The 20,636-nt window shown below is 52.4% G+C and carries 20 protein-coding genes and 1 pseudogene; 17 read left to right on the top strand and 4 right to left on the bottom strand.

Annotated elements, in window-relative coordinates; genetic code table 11:
• Positions 1 to 205: 205 nt before the first annotated feature.
• Both AC6ESO_RS24595 and AC6ESO_RS24590 read left to right on the top strand, forming a co-directional pair.
• Positions 206 to 841 carry a 2OG-Fe(II) oxygenase gene (locus AC6ESO_RS24595; protein ID WP_497093703.1) on the top strand — a complete coding sequence of 212 codons (636 nt, stop codon included), beginning with the start codon at positions 206 to 208 and terminating at the stop codon, positions 839 to 841.
• A 14-nt stretch (positions 842 to 855) separates the two neighbouring features.
• Positions 856 to 2,670: an MBL fold metallo-hydrolase gene (locus AC6ESO_RS24590; protein WP_497093702.1), complete on the top strand. Its 1,815-nt coding sequence runs from the start codon at positions 856 to 858 to the stop codon at positions 2,668 to 2,670.
• Positions 2,671 to 2,785: 115 nt separating this feature from the next.
• On the opposite strand, the gene AC6ESO_RS24585 is transcribed toward AC6ESO_RS24590, so the two are convergent.
• Complete coding sequence (locus AC6ESO_RS24585; RefSeq protein WP_497093701.1) at positions 2,786 to 3,112, bottom strand: hypothetical protein; 327 nt, start codon at positions 3,110 to 3,112, stop codon at positions 2,786 to 2,788.
• Between the two features lie 327 nt (positions 3,113 to 3,439).
• On the opposite strand from AC6ESO_RS24585, the gene thiM reads away from it, so the two are divergent.
• From thiM to AC6ESO_RS24530, 11 genes and pseudogenes are all read left to right on the top strand, one after another.
• Positions 3,440 to 4,252 carry a hydroxyethylthiazole kinase gene (gene thiM / locus AC6ESO_RS24580; RefSeq protein WP_497093700.1) on the top strand — a complete coding sequence of 271 codons (813 nt, stop codon included), beginning with the start codon at positions 3,440 to 3,442 and terminating at the stop codon, positions 4,250 to 4,252.
• Complete coding sequence (gene thiD / locus AC6ESO_RS24575) at positions 4,249 to 5,061, top strand: bifunctional hydroxymethylpyrimidine kinase/phosphomethylpyrimidine kinase (RefSeq protein ID WP_494821805.1); 813 nt, start codon at positions 4,249 to 4,251, stop codon at positions 5,059 to 5,061. Before thiM ends, thiD begins: the two co-directional genes overlap by 4 nt.
• Positions 5,058 to 5,743: pseudogene (gene thiE, locus AC6ESO_RS24570) on the top strand (thiamine phosphate synthase). The gene thiD and the pseudogene thiE overlap by 4 nt, the downstream one beginning before the upstream one ends.
• Before the next feature lie 310 nt (positions 5,744 to 6,053).
• Positions 6,054 to 6,347 (top strand): RNA polymerase alpha subunit C-terminal domain-containing protein, encoded by a 294-nt coding sequence (locus AC6ESO_RS24565; protein ID WP_497093699.1) that lies wholly within the window; start codon positions 6,054 to 6,056, stop codon positions 6,345 to 6,347.
• Between the two features lie 120 nt (positions 6,348 to 6,467).
• The gene (locus tag AC6ESO_RS24560; protein WP_497093698.1) at positions 6,468 to 7,520 is read left to right on the top strand and encodes a hypothetical protein; all 1,053 of its coding nucleotides are present in this window, start codon (positions 6,468 to 6,470) and stop codon (positions 7,518 to 7,520) included.
• A gap of 90 nt (positions 7,521 to 7,610) precedes the next feature.
• Positions 7,611 to 8,504 carry a LysR family transcriptional regulator gene (locus tag AC6ESO_RS24555; protein ID WP_497093697.1) on the top strand — a complete coding sequence of 298 codons (894 nt, stop codon included), beginning with the start codon at positions 7,611 to 7,613 and terminating at the stop codon, positions 8,502 to 8,504.
• Positions 8,505 to 8,596: 92 nt separating this feature from the next.
• Entirely contained in the window at positions 8,597 to 9,034 is a 438-nt protein-coding gene (locus AC6ESO_RS24550; RefSeq protein WP_497093696.1) for a rhodanese-like domain-containing protein, read from the top strand.
• 39 nt (positions 9,035 to 9,073) lie between these two features.
• Positions 9,074 to 9,976: an aminoglycoside phosphotransferase family protein gene (locus AC6ESO_RS24545; RefSeq protein WP_497093695.1), complete on the top strand. Its 903-nt coding sequence runs from the start codon at positions 9,074 to 9,076 to the stop codon at positions 9,974 to 9,976.
• Between the two features lie 159 nt (positions 9,977 to 10,135).
• On the top strand, positions 10,136 to 11,707 hold the full coding sequence (locus AC6ESO_RS24540) for a spore germination protein (protein ID WP_497093694.1): 1,572 nt from the start codon (positions 10,136 to 10,138) through the stop codon (positions 11,705 to 11,707).
• Between the two features lie 16 nt (positions 11,708 to 11,723).
• Entirely contained in the window at positions 11,724 to 12,947 is a 1,224-nt protein-coding gene (locus tag AC6ESO_RS24535) for a Ger(x)C family spore germination protein (RefSeq protein ID WP_497093693.1), read from the top strand.
• 19 nt (positions 12,948 to 12,966) lie between these two features.
• Positions 12,967 to 14,082, top strand: a complete 1,116-nt coding sequence (locus AC6ESO_RS24530; protein WP_497093692.1) for a GerAB/ArcD/ProY family transporter — start codon at positions 12,967 to 12,969, stop codon at positions 14,080 to 14,082.
• 13 nt (positions 14,083 to 14,095) lie between these two features.
• On the opposite strand, the gene AC6ESO_RS24525 is transcribed toward AC6ESO_RS24530, so the two are convergent.
• Both AC6ESO_RS24525 and AC6ESO_RS24520 read right to left on the bottom strand, forming a co-directional pair.
• Positions 14,096 to 14,329: a YczF family membrane protein gene (locus AC6ESO_RS24525; RefSeq protein ID WP_497093691.1), complete on the bottom strand. Its 234-nt coding sequence runs from the start codon at positions 14,327 to 14,329 to the stop codon at positions 14,096 to 14,098.
• Positions 14,330 to 14,442: 113 nt separating this feature from the next.
• Entirely contained in the window at positions 14,443 to 14,973 is a 531-nt protein-coding gene (locus AC6ESO_RS24520) for an SRPBCC domain-containing protein (RefSeq protein ID WP_497093690.1), read from the bottom strand.
• A 183-nt stretch (positions 14,974 to 15,156) separates the two neighbouring features.
• Between AC6ESO_RS24520 and AC6ESO_RS24515 the strand changes: the two genes are divergently transcribed.
• Both AC6ESO_RS24515 and AC6ESO_RS24510 read left to right on the top strand, forming a co-directional pair.
• A complete protein-coding gene (locus tag AC6ESO_RS24515) occupies positions 15,157 to 15,645 on the top strand; it encodes a peptide ABC transporter substrate-binding protein (protein WP_497093689.1) in 489 nt (162 codons plus the stop codon).
• A 57-nt stretch (positions 15,646 to 15,702) separates the two neighbouring features.
• Positions 15,703 to 15,981, top strand: coding sequence for a hypothetical protein (locus AC6ESO_RS24510; protein ID WP_494821785.1), 279 nt, complete (start codon positions 15,703 to 15,705; stop codon positions 15,979 to 15,981).
• 183 nt (positions 15,982 to 16,164) lie between these two features.
• Here AC6ESO_RS24510 and AC6ESO_RS24505 read toward each other — a convergent pair whose 3' ends face one another.
• Positions 16,165 to 16,863: a polysaccharide deacetylase family protein gene (locus tag AC6ESO_RS24505; protein ID WP_497093688.1), complete on the bottom strand. Its 699-nt coding sequence runs from the start codon at positions 16,861 to 16,863 to the stop codon at positions 16,165 to 16,167.
• 101 nt (positions 16,864 to 16,964) lie between these two features.
• Here AC6ESO_RS24505 and AC6ESO_RS24500 point away from each other — a divergent pair, with 101 nt between their 5' ends.
• Together AC6ESO_RS24500 and AC6ESO_RS24495 are read left to right on the top strand one after the other, a co-directional pair.
• On the top strand, positions 16,965 to 18,731 hold the full coding sequence (locus tag AC6ESO_RS24500; RefSeq protein WP_497093687.1) for an ABC transporter ATP-binding protein: 1,767 nt from the start codon (positions 16,965 to 16,967) through the stop codon (positions 18,729 to 18,731).
• Positions 18,724 to 20,616 carry an ABC transporter ATP-binding protein gene (locus tag AC6ESO_RS24495; protein WP_497093686.1) on the top strand — a complete coding sequence of 631 codons (1,893 nt, stop codon included), beginning with the start codon at positions 18,724 to 18,726 and terminating at the stop codon, positions 20,614 to 20,616. The genes AC6ESO_RS24500 and AC6ESO_RS24495 overlap by 8 nt, the downstream gene beginning before the upstream one ends.
• The last annotated feature ends 20 nt before the right edge of the window (positions 20,617 to 20,636 follow it).

The following is a 20,636-nucleotide window of genomic DNA, read 5'->3' as shown; positions in this document are numbered from 1 at the left end:
CCCTACGGTTCGTTGGATTTGGCGGCGTGCGGCATAATTTTAGGGATGGTGCAGGGTGAGAACCCTGTGCCTTTTTTACGCGCTCATCATTTACCAACCCGCCTTCTGGAAGGTATTTCCGACTCTGTTGAAGAATTAGTAAGCAACTGGAACACCGTTTGATTCGACTACTTCCTCAGTATTCGAGATAGAGGAGGACATGACGATGACGATTAAAGAACAGACGATTATGAACGTGAGCCGAAACAAAATTAGAACGGCGGATAAGGAAATTACGATTGTCGGCAGAATCGAAGAACCGCTTATTCTCATATTGGAAAATGTGTTGAGCCATGCCGAATGCGATACGTTGATTGAGCTGGCTACAAGCAGAATGCAGCGGGCCAAGATCGGCAAAGCTCACGAGGTAAGCGATATTCGCACCAGCAGCAGCATGTTCTTCGAAGAAAACGAAAATGAATCCATTCATGTCATCGAAACCAGAGTAGCCGAACTGATGAGCGTACCTATCGCGCATGCGGAACCGCTGCAAATTTTACATTATAAAGCCGGTGAGCAGTATCAGCCCCATTTTGATTATTTTAAATCCGGAAACGCAGTAAACAATCGCATCAGCACCCTGATCATGTATTTAAATGATGTGGAGGAGGGGGGCGAAACGTATTTTCCTTCCCTGCATTTTGCGGTAACGCCCAAAAAAGGAAGCGCTGTCTATTTTGAATACTTTTACACGGACGATCACTTAAATGAACTCACCTTGCATGGGGGCAATCCCATTGCAGTCGGGGAGAAATGGGTCGCAACGCAGTGGATGAGAAGACAAATTCATCGCTATGAATAGGGGGAGCAGCTTGCATGCTAAAGTCGATTTCACCGAGTCTATATCAATATGAGGATACTTGTCTGGTGTATGTCATTAAGCACGGAAGCGAAGCGGTCTTGATCGATTTCGGATCAGGTAACGTGCTTGAAGAGCTGGCGACAATCGGCGTTGATAAGGTCACGGATGTACTGATGACGCATCATCATCGGGATCAAGGGCAAGGACTGGACAAAGCGATTGCTGCAGGTGCGCGGGTCTGGGTGCCTCATCACGAGCAGGATTTGTTTGCCCATGTGGATCAACACTGGCAGGGCCGTGAAATACTCGTCAACTACAATGTACGCCAAGATAAATTCTCCTTGCTCGAACCGATTCCGATTGCCGGAACACTGAAGGATTATGCCAGCTATACCTTTGGCGGGCATTCCTTTAACGTGGTTCCTACCCCCGGGCATACGACAGGATCGATAACGCTGACTACCGTACTGGATGGCAGCCAAGTTGCCTTCACAGGAGATTTGATCGCGGGTCCGGGAAAGGTTTGGTCCATGGCGGCGACGCAGTGGTCGTACAACGGCTGTGAAGGGGTTAGCCATTCGATTTGTTCATTGGCGGTTCTGCGGGATAAAAGCCTTCAAATGCTGCTTCCGTCACATGGCGAGATTATGGAACAGCCTTATGCGGCCATAGAACCTTTGATTGAGAAATTAGAGCAGCTCCTTCGACTGCGTGGCCAATACGCGGATTTCGAGTCTTTCAAGGAACCGGAGTTTCGGGAAATTACCCCTCATTTGCTTTGGAATGCCCGCAGCTTTGCCAACTCCTATGTGCTCTTGTCCGAAAGCGGCAAAGCACTTCTTATCGACTATGGATATGCCAATATACATGCAATCTTCATTGCTGGAACGGATCGCGCATCGCGCCGGCCATCTCTCTACCCCATTGAGCAGTTGAAGAAGCAATACAATGTATCCAAGATTGATGTGGTCATACCGACGCATTATCATGACGATCATGTGGCGGGGTTTAACCTTCTGCGTGATGTTGAAGGTACAGAGACTTGGGTAGCCGATAATTTTGCCGATCTGTTCGAAAATCCATCCCACTACGACGTACCCTGCATGTGGTATGATCCAATTCCGGTAGACCGTAGAATACCGCTTGAGCAGTCCGTAGTCTGGGAGGAGTATGACATCCGTCTCTACGAGCAGCCGGGCCATACCCTCTATGCGGTCGCTATCTCGTTCGAAGTCGATGGTAAATGCGTGTTGGCTATCGGAGATCAGCAGGGGAATGACGGGAATTTGAATAATTACGTGTATCAGAATCGTTTCCGTTCGCATGACTATATTTTAAGCGCTGAGTTATACCAGAGGTTGAATCCCGATCTCATTATTTCCGGCCACTGGGATCCGCTATGGGTGGAGGAAGGTTACTTCGACAAGCTGAAGCGCGACGGGGAAAGCTTGAAGCAGCTGCATGATGAGCTGTTGCCTCTGGAGAAGATCGATCTGGGAGCCGAAGGTTATTGTGCATGGATTAAACCTTACCAAATTGAGGTGAACGGCGGGGAAACGACCGAAATTGCGGTTGAGGTGTTAAATCCGTTCTCAAGCAGGGAAAAGGCGTCCGTGCGGCTGATTACCCCTCCGAGCTGGCATATAGAGGCCGATGAGAAGCAGTTGGAAATCGATGCGCACAACGTGGAGACGGTGCAGTTCGCGATTTCGGTGCCTGCCGGGATCTCGGTGAAGCGAGCCCGAATCGCGGTCGATGTTACAATCGGGGATCGGAAGCTGGGGCAGCAGGCTGAAGCGCTCGTGACGGTTGTAAGCGGGCTTATTTGAACGTTTTCCACTAGGAATCGGCCCATTACAATCTTGATTATGGAAAGAAACAGACCCCGCCATCACTTTGCGTGAAGCGGGGTCCATTCTTTCTGCGCGGTTGATCAACTTCGGATTAGTTGCTGCCCGAAAGGACATAATCCGTGTCTGTAAGCGTGTACGTAATAATGCTGTTCGTATTTAGTACCCCATCCAACTCGCTTCCGCGGGTAACAACGAATTGCATTTTGCTGTAGAGGTCGCCTTCGAAGATCGTGAAAAGCAGGATGCCATTTAGAAAAGCGTTGTCGTCGTCGCCGTAAGCAACCTCTTCCGTCCCAAATGGTCCAAGGGTGAAGGATTCCGTGCCATATTGGTTATAAGGCTCCAAGCCTGCGCGGATAAACAGCGTAATATCCAAAGCGGCTCCGGTGGTATTTACAAATGTTTTTAAACCTGCCATGAGGTGTACCCTCCTTTCAAAGCGGGATACTCTATCCTATTCTAGTATTTTGAGATTGCGAGGACTCCTATAATGAATGGCCCGTGATTACCGTTGCAATTTCGGATGTCATGGATTACACTGATCACAATCAAATAATAGCGCGGGAGCTTGTAGAAACAGGCTGAGAGTACGACTAATCCGTCGTAGACCGTTTAACCTGTTGGGTAATGCCATCGTAGGAAGTTCACGGCTGTCGTGCGCATGTTGGCGCCTTACCCTCGTTCTGCGGGTAAGGCGCTTTTTTGATAAGGTTGGAAAATAAGAATGAAGAGGTGGCCCGAGGCTATGAACATTCAAACTGTAGCGAGCAAGCTGAAACAAGTAAGGGAAACGAACCCGTTAATTCACAATATTACGAATGTTGTCGTCACGAATTTCACCGCGAACGGCCTGTTGGCATTGGGGGCATCCCCGGTTATGGCGTATGCCAAGCAAGAAGTCGCGGATATTGCCAAAATATCCGGAGCGCTCGTACTGAACATTGGAACGCTGAACGAAACGGAGATCGAGGCGATGAAGCTGGCGGGAAGCTCAGCGAACGCGCATGGCGTCCCGGTCGTGCTGGATCCGGTCGGAGCGGGAGCTTCGGCTTACCGTACGGACACAGCGAGAGGATTACTGGCAGAAGTTAAGATCAGCATCCTTCGCGGAAATGCAGCCGAAATCGCGAACGTGGTCGGACGCGAATGGTCGATTAAAGGCGTCGATGCCGGCACAAGCGGCGGCGATGTTGTCGAATTGGCTAAGCATGCGGCGCTGCAGCTCGGCACTGTCGTCGTTATTACCGGCGAGGCCGATATCGTCTCTGACGGTACGCGGACGTTTGCCGTGCGCAATGGGGATGCGATTCTGACGCGCGTTACCGGAACGGGCTGTCTATTAACGTCCGTTATCGGCGCATTCGCGGCGGTAGAGAGCGATCTGCTTGTTGCATCCTTAGCTGCATTGACGGCATATGGCGTAGCTGCTGAGCTTGCAGTAGGCAAAGCGGCCGGTCAAGGGCCTGGCAGCTTCCAAATCGCGTTCCTCGATCAATTGTCGAATGTCACTACTGAGGATATCGAGAAGCTGGGCCGAGTGGAGCGGATTGAACCATGAGTATAGCGAGAGCATTAACGATTGCAGGCTCGGATAGCGGCGGCGGCGCCGGTATTCAAGCGGATTTGAAGACATTTCAAGAGCTTCGGGTATACGGGATGTCGGCCATTACGGCTGTTACATCGCAGAATACACTTGGCGTGCGGGGAATCTATCCGCTGACGGCAGAAGCGGTTCGATCGCAGATCGAGGCCATCGGGGACGATCTCGGCACGGATGCGGTGAAGACGGGCATGCTGTTCAACGATGAGATTATCGTTGCGGTTGCCGAAGAAATCCGCCGTTACGGCTGGAGCAAGGTCGTTGTCGATCCGGTTATGATCGCCAAGGGCGGAGCTTCGCTGCTGCTCGATCAAGCGGTTCGCGCCATGAAAGAAACGCTGCTTCCGCTAGCATGGGTTGTCACACCTAATGTGCCGGAAGCGGAGGCGCTGACGGGGATGACAATCGCCGGCATTGCTGCGCGGAAAGAAGCGGCCAAACGGTTGGCCGACTTCGGTGCCAAGCATGTCGTGCTCAAAGGCGGCCACGATCTGACCGATGACGGGCAGGCGATTGATATTCTCTATGATGGCCGGGACTTCTACGAGTTTCGCAGCCAGCGGAGAGAAACACGCCATACGCATGGTACCGGCTGCACGTTCGCTTCGGCGATCACAGCTGAGCTTGCCAAAGGCCGCGACGTACCTGAAGCTGTCGAAGTCGCCAAAGCTTTCATCCAGGCGGCGATCGAATTTCCGCTTGGCCTTGGACAAGGGCACGGACCGACCAATCACTGGGCGTACCGCGATCAGGAGAGTGGACGATGAGCGCGGGGGCTTGGCCGGATAAGGTCATACGCGAGGCGCTGCGACTTTATTTCATCATGGGGAGCAACAACTGTTTGCCGGGGCGCGATCCTGTTCGGGTATTGTCGGAAGCGATCAAAGGCGGCGTCACGATGTTTCAGTTCCGCGAGAAGGGCAGCGGCGCGCTTGTAGGTGATGCCCGAATCGAGCTGCTTGGCGTCTTCGGGAGCTGTGCCGCGAGCACCGTATTCCGTTCATCGTGAACGACGATGTCGAGCTGGCCTTAGAAGTGGACGCGGACGGCGTCCATGTCGGCCAGGAGGATGAGGCGGCAACGGCCGTTCGCCGGTTAATCGGCGACAATAAGCTGCTTGGCGTCTCTGCTTACGACGTGCAGGAGGCTGAAGCTGCCATTCGTTGCGGCGCAGACTATTTAGGCATCGGGCCGCTGTTCTCCACTCGCACGAAGGAGGATGCCAAGGATGCTTCAGGCCTAAGCGTGCTCACGCAGATGCGGGAGCTGGGCATGCATATTCCGATCGTCGGCATCGGCGGAATCACCGATATGAACGCGGCTGACGTCATCCGTGCCGGGGCCGACGGCATATCTCTTATCTCTGCGATTTCGCTCGTGGAGGATCCGTTCGCGGCATCCCAGCTGCTGCGACAAGTCGTCGACGCGGCGGGCGCTGGAAACGGCTAAGCAAATTGGCGTGGTGCACTGTATTGACGGTGTGCCACGTCTTTTTTCGTCGCACTATAGTTCACGTTGAACGCATTGGCCCGCATGTAGACCTCTGTGTGATCTACATGCTCAAAATTAGCAGTATTGGCGGGCATGTAGACCTCTAGGTGATCTACATTCGTGACATTAGCAGTATTTTCTCAGATGTAGACCTCTAGGTGATCTTCCATGCTGCAATAGATGAATCGTTGACCAGGCGGCAGCGCCTGGTCCTTTTGCGGTACAATAAACAAAACGGTAAATTTCCCGGAGAGGATGGTGCTCACCAATGGCAACGACCGAGAAAACCTTACGAACCTGCAAGAAAGGACATAAGTATTATAAAAGCACGGACTGTCCGACCTGCCCAACCTGCGAGCAAGAGCGGAAGCCAGAGAACGGATTTCTGTCTCAGCTGTCGGCACCGGCAAGACGAGCGTTGGAGAACAACGGGATAACCACGCTAGAGCAGCTATCGAATTATAGCGAAGGGGAGATACTCAAGTATCATGGTATGGGGCCAGGCTCAATGCCGAAGCTGAGAGCGGCTCTGGAGGCAAATGGGTTATCTTTCAAGCAATAAGCAGCTATACAGAGCATGGTGGTCGTATCGTCAGGGCTCTGTATTTTTTTTATATGCGGCAGGTAATTTGGATAATAATGGTGAAGATTCTCTGTAAGAAATTGCGGAGGTGTGTGGCGAATGCAAGAGGATACGATTGCTCAACCTGATGCTGTGGTCAAGCTGGAGAAGTATAGGTTTAGTGGGCTTGATGCTTCACTGGTTGGCGCTATAAAGTCGGTTGCTGACTATTATCAGCTTCCGCTAACGACTTCATGGATGTATGGCATGACGGGGATCGCCTTCCTGCATATCCTTGATGAGAACATGTGCGAACCTAACGGTGGGCCGCTCGAACCGGATGTGTTTCAGCTTGCTCGTAATTTCGGCTTGGACATTGAAGGTTACCATGTTCATGCAGAGGGTGAGACCTTCGCACGATTACAAGCAGAAGCTTGGGAGAAAGCCAAACAAGCCATTCATGCCGGACAACCGGTATTTGCAAAAAATATCGATATCAACAACCAGTCGTCGGTCATCTACGCGATCGATGATCATGGTTACTACACCTACACGTGGCATACGGGATTCGAGCATAGTGAGGATGTTATTCCATGGAACTCGTTAGGTTTAAGTCAATGCCCTTGCATCAACTGTGTTCGTGATCGCGAGTCATCCGCAACGCAAACCGACCTATCAAGCGGGCTGATTTCTCTGCACTGGGCGAAGCCGATTCCGGCTAAGCAAGACATTCGGGCTGCGCTGAAAGAGGCACTCGGGTTCGTCATTCGGTTAAATGAGAGGGGAGTCTACCAATGGTCCGGCAAAACCTACCTCGTCGGTTCGCAGGCCTATGGGCGTTGGCTAACAGCGCTGACAAACCGGCAGCTGGACAAGTACTTCTTCAGCTTATTTATCGAAATTATTACTGAAGCAAGGCAGCATGCGGGCCAGTTTCTATGCGAAATCAGAGAGAAGGTGACGAATCTTAATATCGGCGCCGTTGATGAACTCATATGTACCTATAACGAAATCGCGACTAATTGTAAGGTTCTAAAGGACATGTATCCGTACACGGAACCACGCATGCAACCGTTCGAACAGAGTGATCGGTGTGCGGAGCTCCTGAGAGAGATTCAGTCATTAGAGAGACATGCCTTACTTAAGCTGCATGAGCTCCATTCCAGTCTTTAAGCGGCACATGAACCGTCCCATATGGATTGCCGTAACGGTGAGTTCATGTTAAAGTAGCTGGAACTTCTTATTCGAATGGAGGCGGTGACCGTGGAACTGACGTACTTGAAGACGTTCCGCGAGGTGGCCAGGTGCGGGAGCTATACGCGAGCCGCGGAATCGCTGGGCTACGCCCAGTCAAGCATTACGTCGCAGATTCAGAAGCTGGAGGAATCGTACGGGGCGGTCCTCTTGGAGCGTTTCGGCAGAGGCATGAAGCTGACGATGGCGGGTGAGGCGCTCCTTCAATATGCCAACGATATCTACAGACTGCATGAAGAGTCCAAAGAAGTCGTAGCCAAACAATCCAAGGGGACACTGTCAATCGGAACGATTGAGACGTTGGCTGCCTTTTACCTCCCGCCGCATCTGCAGGCTTATCGCCGCGAATATCCGGACATGAACATTGTCATTCAACCGGCGAATGAGCCGTTCATCATCGAAGCGGTCAAGGAAGGCGAGCTCGACGTCGGGATCATTCTGGATCCCCCGTTCACGGACCCCGAGCTTCACAGCACCATCCTGCGAGAAGAGACATTGGTCATTATCGCGAGCCCCAATCATAAATTTAATGGACATAACGAAGTCCATGCCCCGGATTTGGAGAACGAGTCCCTTATTATGACGGAGGATGGCTGCACGTACAGAGCCATGCTGCTCAAGGTGCTGAAGGGCAATCAAGTGAGCTTCAGTCTCTCGTACGAGTTTGGCAATTTGGAAGCCATCAAGCAGTGTGTGATCTATGGACTGGGGATTGCCCTAGTGCCCCAGATTACGGTGGCCGAGGAAATCCGCAAAGGCCAGCTAATCGCGATTCCTTTTGTCCACCCGGACTGCAGGTTCTATACGCAATTGATTTACTCCAAGAAGAAATGGAAGTCGAAAGCGTTCGACGGCTTCGTGGAGCTGCTTAGCGGCGGCGGTCTCAATTATCGAAATGAGTGAAGTATAGTATAGATTTCTATCGATAACTCCATGGTTAGGGGCTGTGATACATTGAAATCAGGAAGTCCACAACCCTACTGGAGGTAATCAATATGACCATTCAAACACGCCAATCCCTCGTTCTTGAGACACCTGCTGCATCGCCCGAGCATACTCATCGCCACTACATGAACAAACTATCCGTGGAAACAGATGTTGCGGATGTACGATATGACATGCAGCATGGGCTGAATGATTTTCTGCTCATCGATGTTCGCAGCGCGAAGGCCTATGAAGAATGCCATGTTCCGGGTGCGATCAGTCTGCCGTCCAACACAATCAGCCCGGAAACGACAGCCGCCTTCTCGAAAGAGCAGGTTATCGTGGTCTACTGCTGGGGGCCGGCTTGCAATGGCGGCACCAAAGGCGCGGCGCGGTTATCCGGCCTTGGCTTCCAGGTAAAAGAGATGCTGGGTGGCATCGAGTATTGGCGGAAGGAAGGGAACGAGGTTGAAGGTACACTTGGACAATCCGCTCCCTTGATTGGGTAAGGGAAATGAAGCGAATCGTCTATCTATAGGAGGTAACGAATGACGGAAATCAACAAAGAGCTCGTAAGCAGGCTTATCAAAGGGCAGTTCCCGCAATGGGCAGACTTGCCGATCTATCCGGTTGCCAAGAGCGGCCATGATAATCGAACCTTCCACTTAGGCGCGGAGATGAGCGTCAGGCTGCCAAGCCATGATTCGTATGCGGCCCAAGTCGAGAAAGAACTCATGTGGCTGCCTAAGCTTAGACCGCACCTTACTTTACCTATACAGGCTCCGGTAGCGAAAGGGAATCCTGCGGAAGGATATCTGTGGCCATGGTCCATCAATCGTTGGATCGAAGGGGAAACCGTAAGCCTTGCTTCGATAGATGACCTGAATCAACTTGCAGTCGATTTGGCTGCATTCTTAAAGGAGCTTCGGGCTATTCCGGCTGCGGAAGGACCTCCTTCGGGAGCGCATAATTTCTACCGTGGAGGTTCGCTTACGGTTTATCACGAGGAAACGATGACGACGCTTGAGGATCTGAAGTCGGCCTTTGAAACCCGGATCTATCACGAAATGTGGGACTTGGCATTACAGTCGCAATGGACGGAGGCACCAGTCTGGGTGCACGGCGATGTCGCAATCGGCAATCTGTTGGCGCAGAACGGGCGACTCAGCGGCGTTATCGACTTCGGCACAATGGGTACCGGCGATCCGGCCTGCGATTATGTGATGGCATGGACATTCTTCGACGCTCAAAGCAGGGAGATCTTCCTGCGGGAAGTCGGCTGCGACGAAGGAACACGTCATCGGGCACGCGGCTGGGCGCTATGGAAGGCGCTCATCACTTACAATGGGCATGATCGAAACGCCACTGCGGCAGTAGAAGCTAAACGTATCCTGGATGTTATTAAAGGCGAGTATGAGCAGCAGACAGGAAAACGAGACATTGATCAATAAGCATTACCAGCTATCATGAGTAGTACTAGCCGGCAACTCTCCATTCAGGAGAGCTGCCGGCTTTTCTCATGAGCCCCAATAGGTAAAAAAAGGAGAAACAAGGCATACTAGCCTGTATGGCACGCAGGAAAATTGTAGGTTGAAGGAGATTCAACTCAGATGAGGATACGAAGAGTAGTATTCGGCCATGGCAAGACAGGCGGCGGCAAGGGGACTCGAGCTGTTCAGCCCGGACAGCTTGAAACGGATCTGGATGCCAATATAAGCCGAATCAGAACTGAACTAACGTCCAGCCCTGATCTGATTGTGCGTAAATTCACGTTACGAACAGAACAGCCGCTCCATGTGGCGGCTATCTATTTGGATACCATTACAGATAAAGAAGTGGTGAACGAATTTGTGATGCAGTCGCTCATGTCGCCGTTTCTGCCGCAAATACCGGAAGGCACCGATTCTCCGGAGGCTGCTTTCCGGTTCATATGCGATAATGCGCTCACGGTCGGGCAGATCGAGGTCATCGATAACTGGACCTCCATGCTGCTGGAATTGTTGACCGGCAAGACAATCCTAATTGTGAATGGCTGGAGCCAATGTGTGTGCGGCAATACGATTGGCGGCGAGAAACGCGCCGTATCGGAGGCGAGCACCCAGGTTGTCATACGGGGGCCGAAGGACAGCTTCTCGGAGTCGCTCGCAACGAATATCGCCCTTGTGCGGCGCCGGATCCGGAGCACGAAATTCGGCTTTGAAGCCATTAAGATTGGCAGCGTTACGCAAACCAACGTTGCCATGCTTTATATCGATGGGATCGTGAAGGACGAAATCAAGCAAGAAGTAAAAAGTCGGCTGGATAAAATCAATACGGACGCCATTTTGGAATCCGGGTATATCGAAGAGTTCATCGAAGACAATTGGAGCTCTCCTTTCCCTACCGTATTCAACACGGAGAGACCGGACGTAATCGCCGCTAATCTGCTGGAGGGACGCATTGCCATTTTGGTGGATGGAACGCCTTTCGCCTTAGTGGTGCCCACGGTGCTTTCGCAATTTTTCGCCGCTGCCGAGGATTACTACCAGCGATACGATATCGGCACCTTCATTCGGTTATTGCGGTATATGGCATTCATCATTTCGTTGTTTGGACCGGCTGCTTACATTGCTTTGACGACCTTTCATCAGGAGATGCTGCCAACGACGCTTCTGATTAATTTGACGGGGGCCAGAGAAGGCGTTCCGTTCCCGGCGCTCGTCGAGGCGTTCATCATGGAGATCAGCTTTGAAATTCTTAGGGAGGCGGGCATTCGGATGCCTCGGGCCGTTGGACAAGCCGTGTCGATCGTAGGCGCGCTGGTGCTGGGAGAAGCAGCTGTTCAAGCGGGTATCGTATCCCCGATCATGGTAATCGTAGTAGCCATTACCGCGATCGCGAACTTCTCGATTCCGGCCTACAATCTGGCCATTACGGCACGATTGCTGCGATTCCTATTCATGCTGGCGGCCGGACTGCTTGGTTTCTATGGCATCATACTCGGCATGATCATGATGGTCGCCCACTTGAATTCGTTACGCTCGTTTGGCGTATCCTTCCTATCGCCGCTCGTGCCCTTCAAGTATAAGCAGATGAAAGACGTATTTGTCCGTCTCCCGCATTGGAGCCTTCGGGCCAGGCCGGACGATACGGCGGAGGAGGTTGTTCGGATGCCTCCGGGGCAAAAACCGCAGAGCGAGTGAGTTAGGGGGCAATCAGATGAAGACGGGAAAACGGTTGGTTAAGCTGGCTCTACTTGCAATCTCATTGATGTCTGTCTTGTTTGCTACCGGCTGCTGGAACAGCAGAGAGCTTAACAAGCTGGCGATCGTGACGGCAATGGCGATCGACAAAGCGGAGCATTCCGATCAATACCAGCTGACATTCCAAGTCGTGGTTCCTAGCGAGTTATCGAAGTCGGGAAATGGCGGCGGTGGAGGAGGAGGGGCGCCGTTTACCATTTACAGCGTGCAATCGAAGACGTTGTTTGAGGGGATTCGCAAAGCATCCAAGCAGGTACCGAGGCAATTGTTCTTCTCTCATATCCAAGTGGTCGTGCTCGGCGAGCGGCTTGCAAAAGAAGGCATCGAAGAGATTTTCGACTTCTTCGAACGCTCGCATGAGGTTCGGTTAACGTCAATGCTGCTCGTTGCAAGAGGCAGTCCCTCGGGGAAATTAATTAGTACGATCACACCGCTTGCACCTTTACAAGCACAGGCTGTGCTGGGAGCCAGCGAATTCTCATCGAAAATCTGGTCCAGCTCGCCGAATATCGGTATCGACGAGGTTATCCGGAAGCTCATCAATCCGGGGGCTGAACCATCGATCAGCGGACTTCGGATGATGGGCAATGATGAGAATGTGACGCAGAAGCAGAATCTGGGACAGACGCGCCTTCCCTATCACCTTGAAGTATCCGGCATTGCCATGTTTCGTGAAGGGAAGCTAGTGGGATGGCTGGAGAATGAGAAAGCGCGTGGATACATGTTCATCATCAATCAAATGAAGAGCACGATTATGAATTTGTCATGCGCAGGGAAAGCAGACGCCCTTGCCCTTGAAATTATTAAAAGCAAAACCAAGACCCAGGTTTCGATGAAAGACGGTCATCCGAACGTGCATATCGTCGTGAAAGCTGAAGGAAATGTGGCCGAAGTCAAATGCGGCATCGCGCTTACGGAGCTATCCGTGCTGAACAAGCTGGAGCAGGACTGGGGGGAAGCTGCGAAATCCAGTATGCTGGCGGCGATTCAGAGCGCACAAGCCGTCCGCTCTGATGTGTTTGGCTTTGGCGAAGTGTTACAGCGCAGTCATCCGAAGGCATGGCGACAAGTACAAGATAATTGGGCGGAAGCCTTCTCGGAAGCGGAGGTGACAATCACCTTCCAAGGGCAGATCCTAAGATCGGGCATGCGAGGAAAATCGCTGATGGAGAAGTCTTGAAATAGAGAGGAGTGCTAGCATGAATAACCGAGTCGTACATATAGGTCCGCTGCATTTGTTTGCATGGATTACGTTATTCGAGCTGGGGACAGCCGTCGTCATTCAGCTCGGGATGGGTGCAAAGCAAGATGCCTGGATTGTCATTCTACTCGGCTGTCTATGCGGCGTTGCCCTGTTTGCCGGAGTATTCGGTACGCTGTATAACCTGTACCCGGATCTCCCTCTAACGGGGTACATGCGCCGAATTATCGGGCCTGTTCCGGGATGGGTGCTGGGCTTTGCCTATCTGCTGTATTTTATATATATCTCGGGCCGCGACGTCAGAGACTTTATCGATTTGCTATCCGCTGCAGCCTATGATGTCACGCCGTTGTTCGCCCTGGCGATGTTTATGCTGATCACGGTTGGTTATACGATTCGTCTGGGTGTGGAGGTGTTTGCGAGAACAACCTTTGTTTTCTTCATACTCTGCTGCATGATGTTTCTGTTCATCATCTTCTTGGTCATTTTCTCGGAAATGTCGGAGGGCAATCGGCTGCTCCCCGTGCTTGGCGAAGGATGGAAACCGGTCTGGAAAGCGCTGTTTCCCACGAACATCACGTTTCCATTCGGCGAAATGATCGTAATGACGATGTTTCTTCCTTATTTGAACAAGAAATATAAGGCTGTCAAAATCGGCGTCGGCGCCATGGTGTTCAGCACGGTTCTGCTCATCATTGCCACCTATGTGAATACTTCCGTGCTCGGCACCGAAATCGCTTCGCGTGCGACATTCCCGCTGTTTACGGCCTTGAGCCGTTTAAAGTTGTCTGAAATCGCTCAGCGCATGGATGCCATTGTGCTTTTCTTGTTTGTCATTACCAGCTTCGTCAAAATAGGCACTTTCATGTATGCCGCGATCTTGGCGGCCGGCGATTTATTCCGAATCCCGAATCACAAGACGTTAATCATGCCGATCGGTCTCATCGTCATGTTCACATCGCTTACGGTCGCGGGAAGCTTGACGGAGCATCTGCAGGAGGGACTTAAGATCGTGCCGTATTACCTCCATCTGCCGCTCCAATACGCGATCCCAACCCTACTCATGCTGATCGGCTTAATTCGGCGCAAAGGGAAATCCGCTGCTTCCTCCTGATGGGGACGAGCGGTCAGTGCCCGGGCCAGAACTTGCGTACAAGGGCAATAATCGGCCTGCGCAGATAGAAGAAGAGGAGTGTCGCAAGCATGAGCTTCTCGATAAAGTCGAACATGGAGAACGGGAATATTAAATTTCGAAGCATACGGTCCGGGGGGAGGCCTTGAAGGAGATCCATAACCAAATCCCACAGGATAATGCAAGGGAAGAGGAGCATGAACACCGCGTAGTGCTTGTTATTCTTCATTGTACACGCACCTTTCGATCCGTTGATCCATGTATTATTCCCCAAAAGCCCGTTCAAACAAAAAAGACCGCGAAAGCCACCTTATGGTGACTGTCACGGCCCTTAGCCGTTGGTTAGAAACTAGCCAAGTACGCGTCGAGTTGGTCGAAAGTGCCCCCGAACCCTTGGTTCATGGATTCGAACATGCCTCTGTAGAATGCGTGCTCCTCCGGACTTGCATTGTTAGGGCCTCCCTCAAGCTTGAGGGTGGTTTTGCCATCTTGCTCCGTAAACGTCACGATATTCAAGATTTCCAGCGGGAACTGCGGTGCGAATGGAGGACGCTCCGTTCCGCCCTCGGGGTTTGAGAACGAGTTGATCCAGACGAGCTTCTCCGGTGCCACGATTTCTTGATAAACGAATTTACCCCACATGGTTTGTCCATCGGGCGTGCTCATGGTGTAGTGGAAGATCCCTCCGGGACGCAGATCAAGCTTCACCACTTCAAGACTCAGCCCCTTCGGTCCCCACCAGTGCTTCAGATGCTCAGCTTCCGTGAATACTTTAAATACTAATTCACGCGGTGCATCGAAGGTGCGAGAAATGACTAACTTTCCATCCTCCATACTTGTTACATTGGCGTTTATTGCTTGATTATCGGTCATTATGATTCCTCCAGCGTTAAATTTCTTGCTTTGAATATACTCTACCAGGAATATTCCTGTCAAGGAATATTCAATATTGGACCAAAGCGCCTGCAAGACGGATTGTTTAACTTACCCTGGCAACAATTTTACTATTCATGCCGTCTTCTATAGCAATAAGGTTGGAATGGATGTGGGGCTCGTATGCTTGTCAAAAAGATGATGTGGGTGTCCTTATGTGCGGTTATGCTGCTATTGAGTGCATGCGGGGGGAAGTCTGAAGTTACCGCTGCAGATAAGGGCGAGCTGTACAGCCTGGCGCTGGACGCCTTTATGCCGGTCGATGAAGGTCTGAATACCGGCATGAAGTACATCGCCGTTGATATGAGCAACTTGAAGGATCTTGATGAGGCAGATAAGCAGCAGATTCTGGACCATTTCAAAACCTACAAGGTTGATGTGATGGAAGCGACCTATGAGCAATTGGAAGCCAACGGATTGTTTAATCCGAATACGCTGTCACTGGACGGCGTGCTGCTCAAGGTGGATAAGACAGAGCTCACTGCCAAGCAGTTTATTGTTGAGGGTTCCAAGTATCGCTCCGGCGACGGATCCATTGGCATGCGCGTTGTCGTGGAGTTAAAGGACGGACAATGGCAAGTGAAGAAGGCTGACATGACGTGGATAAGCTAACCTAATAGACGCTAATCTGCTATGATAGTTGCAAAACGATAGCGGGGTGATTGATCCATGTTCGGCAATAAGAATACGAAATCGCCCGAGCCGACTGCGGAAGCTGCGCGGGTCGTCCCGGTATACACGGTACACTCGCTGCCCCAGCCGTATGAAGTGCTGTGCACCGTCTACTCCGGCAGGCTAAGCAACAGCTCGCCCGTCAATTTGCTGCAGCAGCTTGGCCGCGCCGGCGGTGCGGTTGCAGAGTGTGATGCGGTCATCGGCATCCTGCTCACGCCCGGTTTGGCGTCGGGAACGTTGAATGCCTACGGCACGGCGATTCGTTATGTGTGATTCAGAAAAGGACCGGGCAGCTGCTCGGTCCTTTTCTGAGTTTTATAGCAACATTTCGCTCCTCCCAGCGGTCGAGCGCGGCGAAATGCTGCGCAAAATGCAACATTCAGGTAGGTGCTTCTTGCTCCGCGGCTTGTTAAAGGCGAGGTAAGAGGCTAGCCGGGGTACGAGGGGTAAGGGCCCTTACTGTTTCAGCTTTAGCAGCTCACTAACGGTGACAAAGGAATACCCTTGTTCCGTTAACGCCTGCAGCATTTCATGGATCGCGGTGATCTCGTTTGGATCATACATAGGGTGAAGGAGCAGAATGTCCCCCGGCTTCGCCTGCTCTTTGACATAGCGTACCTTATCGGCCGTCGCTGAATAGTAGGTGTCCGGTTCGAGGCTCCAAGTAATGGTTTTCATATGATGCTTATGTAGGTAATAGGGCAATCCAATTAGTTTCTTGCCGTAAGGCGGGCGAAAAAGAATATCCCCCTTGTAGCCGGTTTGGCGGATGAGCGTATTGGTCTTTTCAATTTCATCCCGAATATAGGAAGGCGATTTAAAGACCGTCCGGTCGTGAGAGAAGGTGTGATTCCCGATTTCATGTCCGGCTTCCGCTATTCGGCGTCCTTCCTCCGGATTCTGCTCCAGCTCCCCGCCAATGAGGAAGAAGGTAGCCTTTGCTTTGTAAGTGTCCAGAAGCGGTAAAAGCTGGTCGACATTGCCGGTAGGACCGTCATCAAAGGTGAGCGCGATGACGTTCTGATTGGTCGCAACTTGATTGGTTATGCCCCCGAACACTTGAAAGGTACGGGAGTTCATCCATTTGAGCGTACCGAATCCAATCGCAATTAGGAGTATGAGGACAGCTGCGCTGATGATTAATTTTTTCTTCATGGCGGGTACCTCCTTGATCAGTTTTCGTTAGCCGGGTTCCATTTGCATGCCAATAGTAGTTACAATATAAGGAAAGACAAACTGTAAGGGAGTCCTGAACGTTGAGCTTTCTAAAGCCTTATTTTCGTCAATTCGGAAAACCGTTTGCCGCAGCGATTCTGTTCCTGATGCTCGAAGCCCTGTGCGATCTCATGCAGCCCACGCTCATGTCGCGCATTATTGACGTTGGGGTTGCGAACAAGCAGCTTGATTATGTCTTCCGTTTCGGCGGCTATATGCTGCTCATAACAGCTATCGGTGCGGCAGGGGCGACGATGCGCAACATTATCTCCAGCCATGTCTCTCTCAATTTCGGCACGCGTCTGCGGTCGGATCTGTTCCGCCAAATTCAGACGTTATCGTTTGACAGCATCGATAAATTCGATCGCGCATCCCTCGTTACGAGGCTGACGAACGATGTGACCCAAATTCAGAACTTCACGAACGGACTCATGCGTATCTTTGTCAAAGCTCCGCTGATATGTATCGGCAGTCTCATAATGGCGATTCGATTGAATCCGCCTCTTTCGGTTGTATTGGCTGTTGTCATTCCTTTCGTGGCACTGCTCATTGTGATCAATATGCGCATTGGTTTTCCGCTGTTTGCGGGTGTCCAGCGGGCACTCGATCGCGTGAATGGCGTGTCGCGTGAATATTTATCCGGGGTTCGGGTTGTCAAAGCCTTTAACCGTGTCGATTACGAGACGGACAAGTTCGGCTTGGTCAACGATACCTATCGGGAAGCATCATCGCGCGCGATGCGGTTGATGTCGATCTTCAGCCCAAGCATCATGCTAACCGTGAACCTGGGGATTACCGCGGTCATTTGGATCGGCGGCGTTCGGGTTGACGGCGGCCATATGCAGGTTGGCCATATTATTGCATTTATCAACTATATGACGCAAATTTTGTTCTCGCTGCTGATGATTTCGAGTGTGTTCACCATGTTCGTAAGAGCGAAGGCGTCGGCCGAGCGGATCGGCGAGGTATTCGCGGAGAAGGATTCTATGACAGTGCGGGATGGCGGAATTCTCAATCCGCAACAGCAACCACAATCACAGCAGGCTTCCGGGCAACCCGGCAGCGGGAGCATTTCGTTCAGAGGCGTGTCCTTCTCCTATGCCAAGTCGGAGACCGTGCTTCGCGATATTACGCTGGACTGCCGGCCGGGAGAGACGATTGGTATTATCGGTTCAACGGGATCGGGCAAAAGCACGCTCGTTAACCTTATTCCCCGGTTCTATGATGCAACCTCAGGCACGGTGGAAGTGGATGGACAGGATGTGCGAAACATCGAGCTGAAGTCGCTTCGGGAGAAAATAGCCATCGTACCGCAGAAAGCCGTGCTGTTTACCGGCTCCATTCGGGAGAACCTGCTATGGGGCAAGGAAGATGCAACCCATGAGGAAGTGGAGCTGGCAGCGCGGATGGCGCAGGCGCATGACTTCATTCTGGATTGTCCCGAAGGCTACGATACGCTGCTCGGTCAAGGCGGGGTTAATCTCTCAGGGGGTCAGAAGCAGCGGGTTTCCATAGCAAGGGCGCTCATTCGCCGGCCGTCCATCCTGATTCTGGACGATTGCACGAGCGCCGTGGATACTTCGACGGAATCGCGCATTAAGGAAGCGCTCAGGGAATATGCGCAGGGCTTGACCTGTATTCTTATCGCTCAGCGTATGTCTTCTGTCATGGATGCGGATCGCATTATCGTGCTCGATAATGGGGAGATCGTGGGTTCCGGGCGACACGAAGAGCTGATGCTAACCTGCGCGGCTTATCAGGAAATTTATCGGTCGCAGACCGGCAAGGAGGCGCGTGCCAATGTCTGAACGGAATAATCGACCAGAGGGTAATCCTCCGGCACAGCAGGCGCAAAGTACGCCGCCGCCTATGCCTGCCGTGAACGTCCCGGGCCGAGGCGGCTTAATGGGCCGCGGACCGGTTGTGAAGCCGAAGAATTTGAAGGCGACGATAAGCCGGCTGTGGTCGTATTTTGGCAAGGAAAGAAAGCTGCTGGCCATTATTTTCGTCATCGTCCTGATCGATGCGCTCATCACGCTGGCCGGCCCTTACCTCATCGGCGTGGCGATCGATGCCATGTCCGTAGAGAGTGACGGCAGCCCGGTCGACTTCGGACTGCTGCAGATCGCGCTCATTGCGCTTGTCTCTTCTTACATCGCCGATGGAGGTCTGACCTTCCTCCAAGGGTGGCTGATGGCCGGCGTATCGCAGCGTATCGTTGGACGGATGCGAACCGCGCTATTCGCCAAGCTGCATAAGCTGCCGATCCGCTTCTTCGATACGCGGACGCACGGGGAACTGATGAGCCGGATGTCCAATGATATCGACAATGTAAGCAATACCATCGCGCAGTCGGCTATCCAAATGATGACGGGATCGGTAGCGATTACCGGCGCGCTCGTTATGATGCTGGTGCTCAGCCCCGTGCTGACGCTGGCGAGCTTGATTACGGTACCGGCCGTATTCCTGCTGACGCGGACGATTGCCCGTGCAACCGGGCCTTTGTTTAAGCAGCAGCAGAACAAGCTCGGCAAGCTGAACGGCCATATTGAAGAGACGATCTCGGGCATCCAGATCGTGAAGGCGTTCAACCGCGAAGACAAGGTTATTGATGACTTCGAGGTCGTTAATGAAGAACTGCGGGAGATTGGCATTAAGGCGCAGATCCGCTCGGGCTTCCTTATGCCGATTATGAACGTCATCAACAACATCGGTTTTGCGGCTGTAGCTATCGTCGGAGGCATTCTGGCGGTTAACGGGCATATTACGGTCGGCGTCATCGCCAGCTTCCTCAGCTACTCGCGCCAGTTTGTGCGGCCGCTTATCGAGCTTGCGAATCTGTTCAACGTTCTGCAGTCCGGCGTAGCGGGGGCGGAGCGGGTGTTCGAGGTGCTCGACGAAGAAGAGGAGCCGGCCGATCGTCCGGGGGCGAAGGCGTTCGTCAATCCGCGCGGACATGTCGTCTTCGACAATGTGTCCTTCGGGTACCGCGCCGATGTGCCGATTCTGAAGGGAATCAGCTTTGATTCTGCCGAGGGTACAAGCACGGCGCTGATCGGTCCTACCGGCGCAGGCAAAACAACAATCGTGAATCTGCTTAATCGGTTTTATGATGTGACAGGCGGCTCTATCCGAATCGACGGACGCGATATCCGTGATTATACGAAGGACAGTCTCCGGCAGGCCTTCGGCATTGTGCTGCAGGACACCTATTTGTTCTCCGGCACGATTCGGGAAAATATTAAGTACGGCAAGCCAAGCGCAACGGACGAGGAAATGGAGCGGGCAGCCGCGCTGGCCAATGCCGCCTCCTTCATTCGCAGGCTCCCTCAGCGCTATGATACGGTGCTTGCCGAGAATGGCGGCAACCTAAGCCAAGGTCAGCGTCAGCTGCTAGCCATCGCAAGGGTCATTCTGGCCGATCCGCCGATTCTTATCCTCGATGAGGCAACCAGCAGCATCGACACCCGGACAGAGCTGCATATCCAAGATGCGCTGCGGGGCGTGCTGCATGGGCGCACCAGCTTCTTGATCGCCCACCGGCTGAACACGATTCGCGATGCCGACACTATCATGGTCATCGACCGCGGGGCGATCATGGAGAGGGGCTCCCATGAAGAGCTGCTGGAGAAACAGGGCGTCTATGCCAATATGTTTAAGAATCAATTCGGAGCCGTACTGGGCGAAGGATAACATGCCGGAAATTATAAAAA

Source organism: Paenibacillus rhizoryzae, assembly GCF_059686995.1.
The sequence above is the reverse complement of the archived record's forward strand: the minus strand, read 5'-3'. Positions and strand labels throughout refer to the sequence as shown.

Coding starts and splice junctions, on each gene's coding strand:
- AC6ESO_RS24590 (WP_497093702.1), top strand. CDS start 856: ATGCTAAAGTCGATTTCACCGAGTCTATATCAATATGAGGATACTTGT.
- AC6ESO_RS24550 (WP_497093696.1), top strand. CDS start 8,597: ATGACCATTCAAACACGCCAATCCCTCGTTCTTGAGACACCTGCTGCA.
- AC6ESO_RS24595 (WP_497093703.1), top strand. CDS start 206: ATGACGATTAAAGAACAGACGATTATGAACGTGAGCCGAAACAAAATT.
- AC6ESO_RS24560 (WP_497093698.1), top strand. CDS start 6,468: ATGCAAGAGGATACGATTGCTCAACCTGATGCTGTGGTCAAGCTGGAG.
- AC6ESO_RS24565 (WP_497093699.1), top strand. CDS start 6,054: ATGGCAACGACCGAGAAAACCTTACGAACCTGCAAGAAAGGACATAAG.
- AC6ESO_RS24520 (WP_497093690.1), bottom strand. CDS start 14,973: ATGACCGATAATCAAGCAATAAACGCCAATGTAACAAGTATGGAGGAT.
- AC6ESO_RS24545 (WP_497093695.1), top strand. CDS start 9,074: ATGACGGAAATCAACAAAGAGCTCGTAAGCAGGCTTATCAAAGGGCAG.
- AC6ESO_RS24495 (WP_497093686.1), top strand. CDS start 18,724: ATGTCTGAACGGAATAATCGACCAGAGGGTAATCCTCCGGCACAGCAG.
- AC6ESO_RS24585 (WP_497093701.1), bottom strand. CDS start 3,112: ATGGCAGGTTTAAAAACATTTGTAAATACCACCGGAGCCGCTTTGGAT.
- AC6ESO_RS24530 (WP_497093692.1), top strand. CDS start 12,967: ATGAATAACCGAGTCGTACATATAGGTCCGCTGCATTTGTTTGCATGG.
- thiM (WP_497093700.1), top strand. CDS start 3,440: ATGAACATTCAAACTGTAGCGAGCAAGCTGAAACAAGTAAGGGAAACG.
- AC6ESO_RS24510 (WP_494821785.1), top strand. CDS start 15,703: ATGTTCGGCAATAAGAATACGAAATCGCCCGAGCCGACTGCGGAAGCT.
- AC6ESO_RS24505 (WP_497093688.1), bottom strand. CDS start 16,863: ATGAAGAAAAAATTAATCATCAGCGCAGCTGTCCTCATACTCCTAATT.
- AC6ESO_RS24515 (WP_497093689.1), top strand. CDS start 15,157: ATGCTTGTCAAAAAGATGATGTGGGTGTCCTTATGTGCGGTTATGCTG.
- AC6ESO_RS24525 (WP_497093691.1), bottom strand. CDS start 14,329: ATGAAGAATAACAAGCACTACGCGGTGTTCATGCTCCTCTTCCCTTGC.
- AC6ESO_RS24540 (WP_497093694.1), top strand. CDS start 10,136: ATGAGGATACGAAGAGTAGTATTCGGCCATGGCAAGACAGGCGGCGGC.
- AC6ESO_RS24535 (WP_497093693.1), top strand. CDS start 11,724: ATGAAGACGGGAAAACGGTTGGTTAAGCTGGCTCTACTTGCAATCTCA.
- thiD (WP_494821805.1), top strand. CDS start 4,249: ATGAGTATAGCGAGAGCATTAACGATTGCAGGCTCGGATAGCGGCGGC.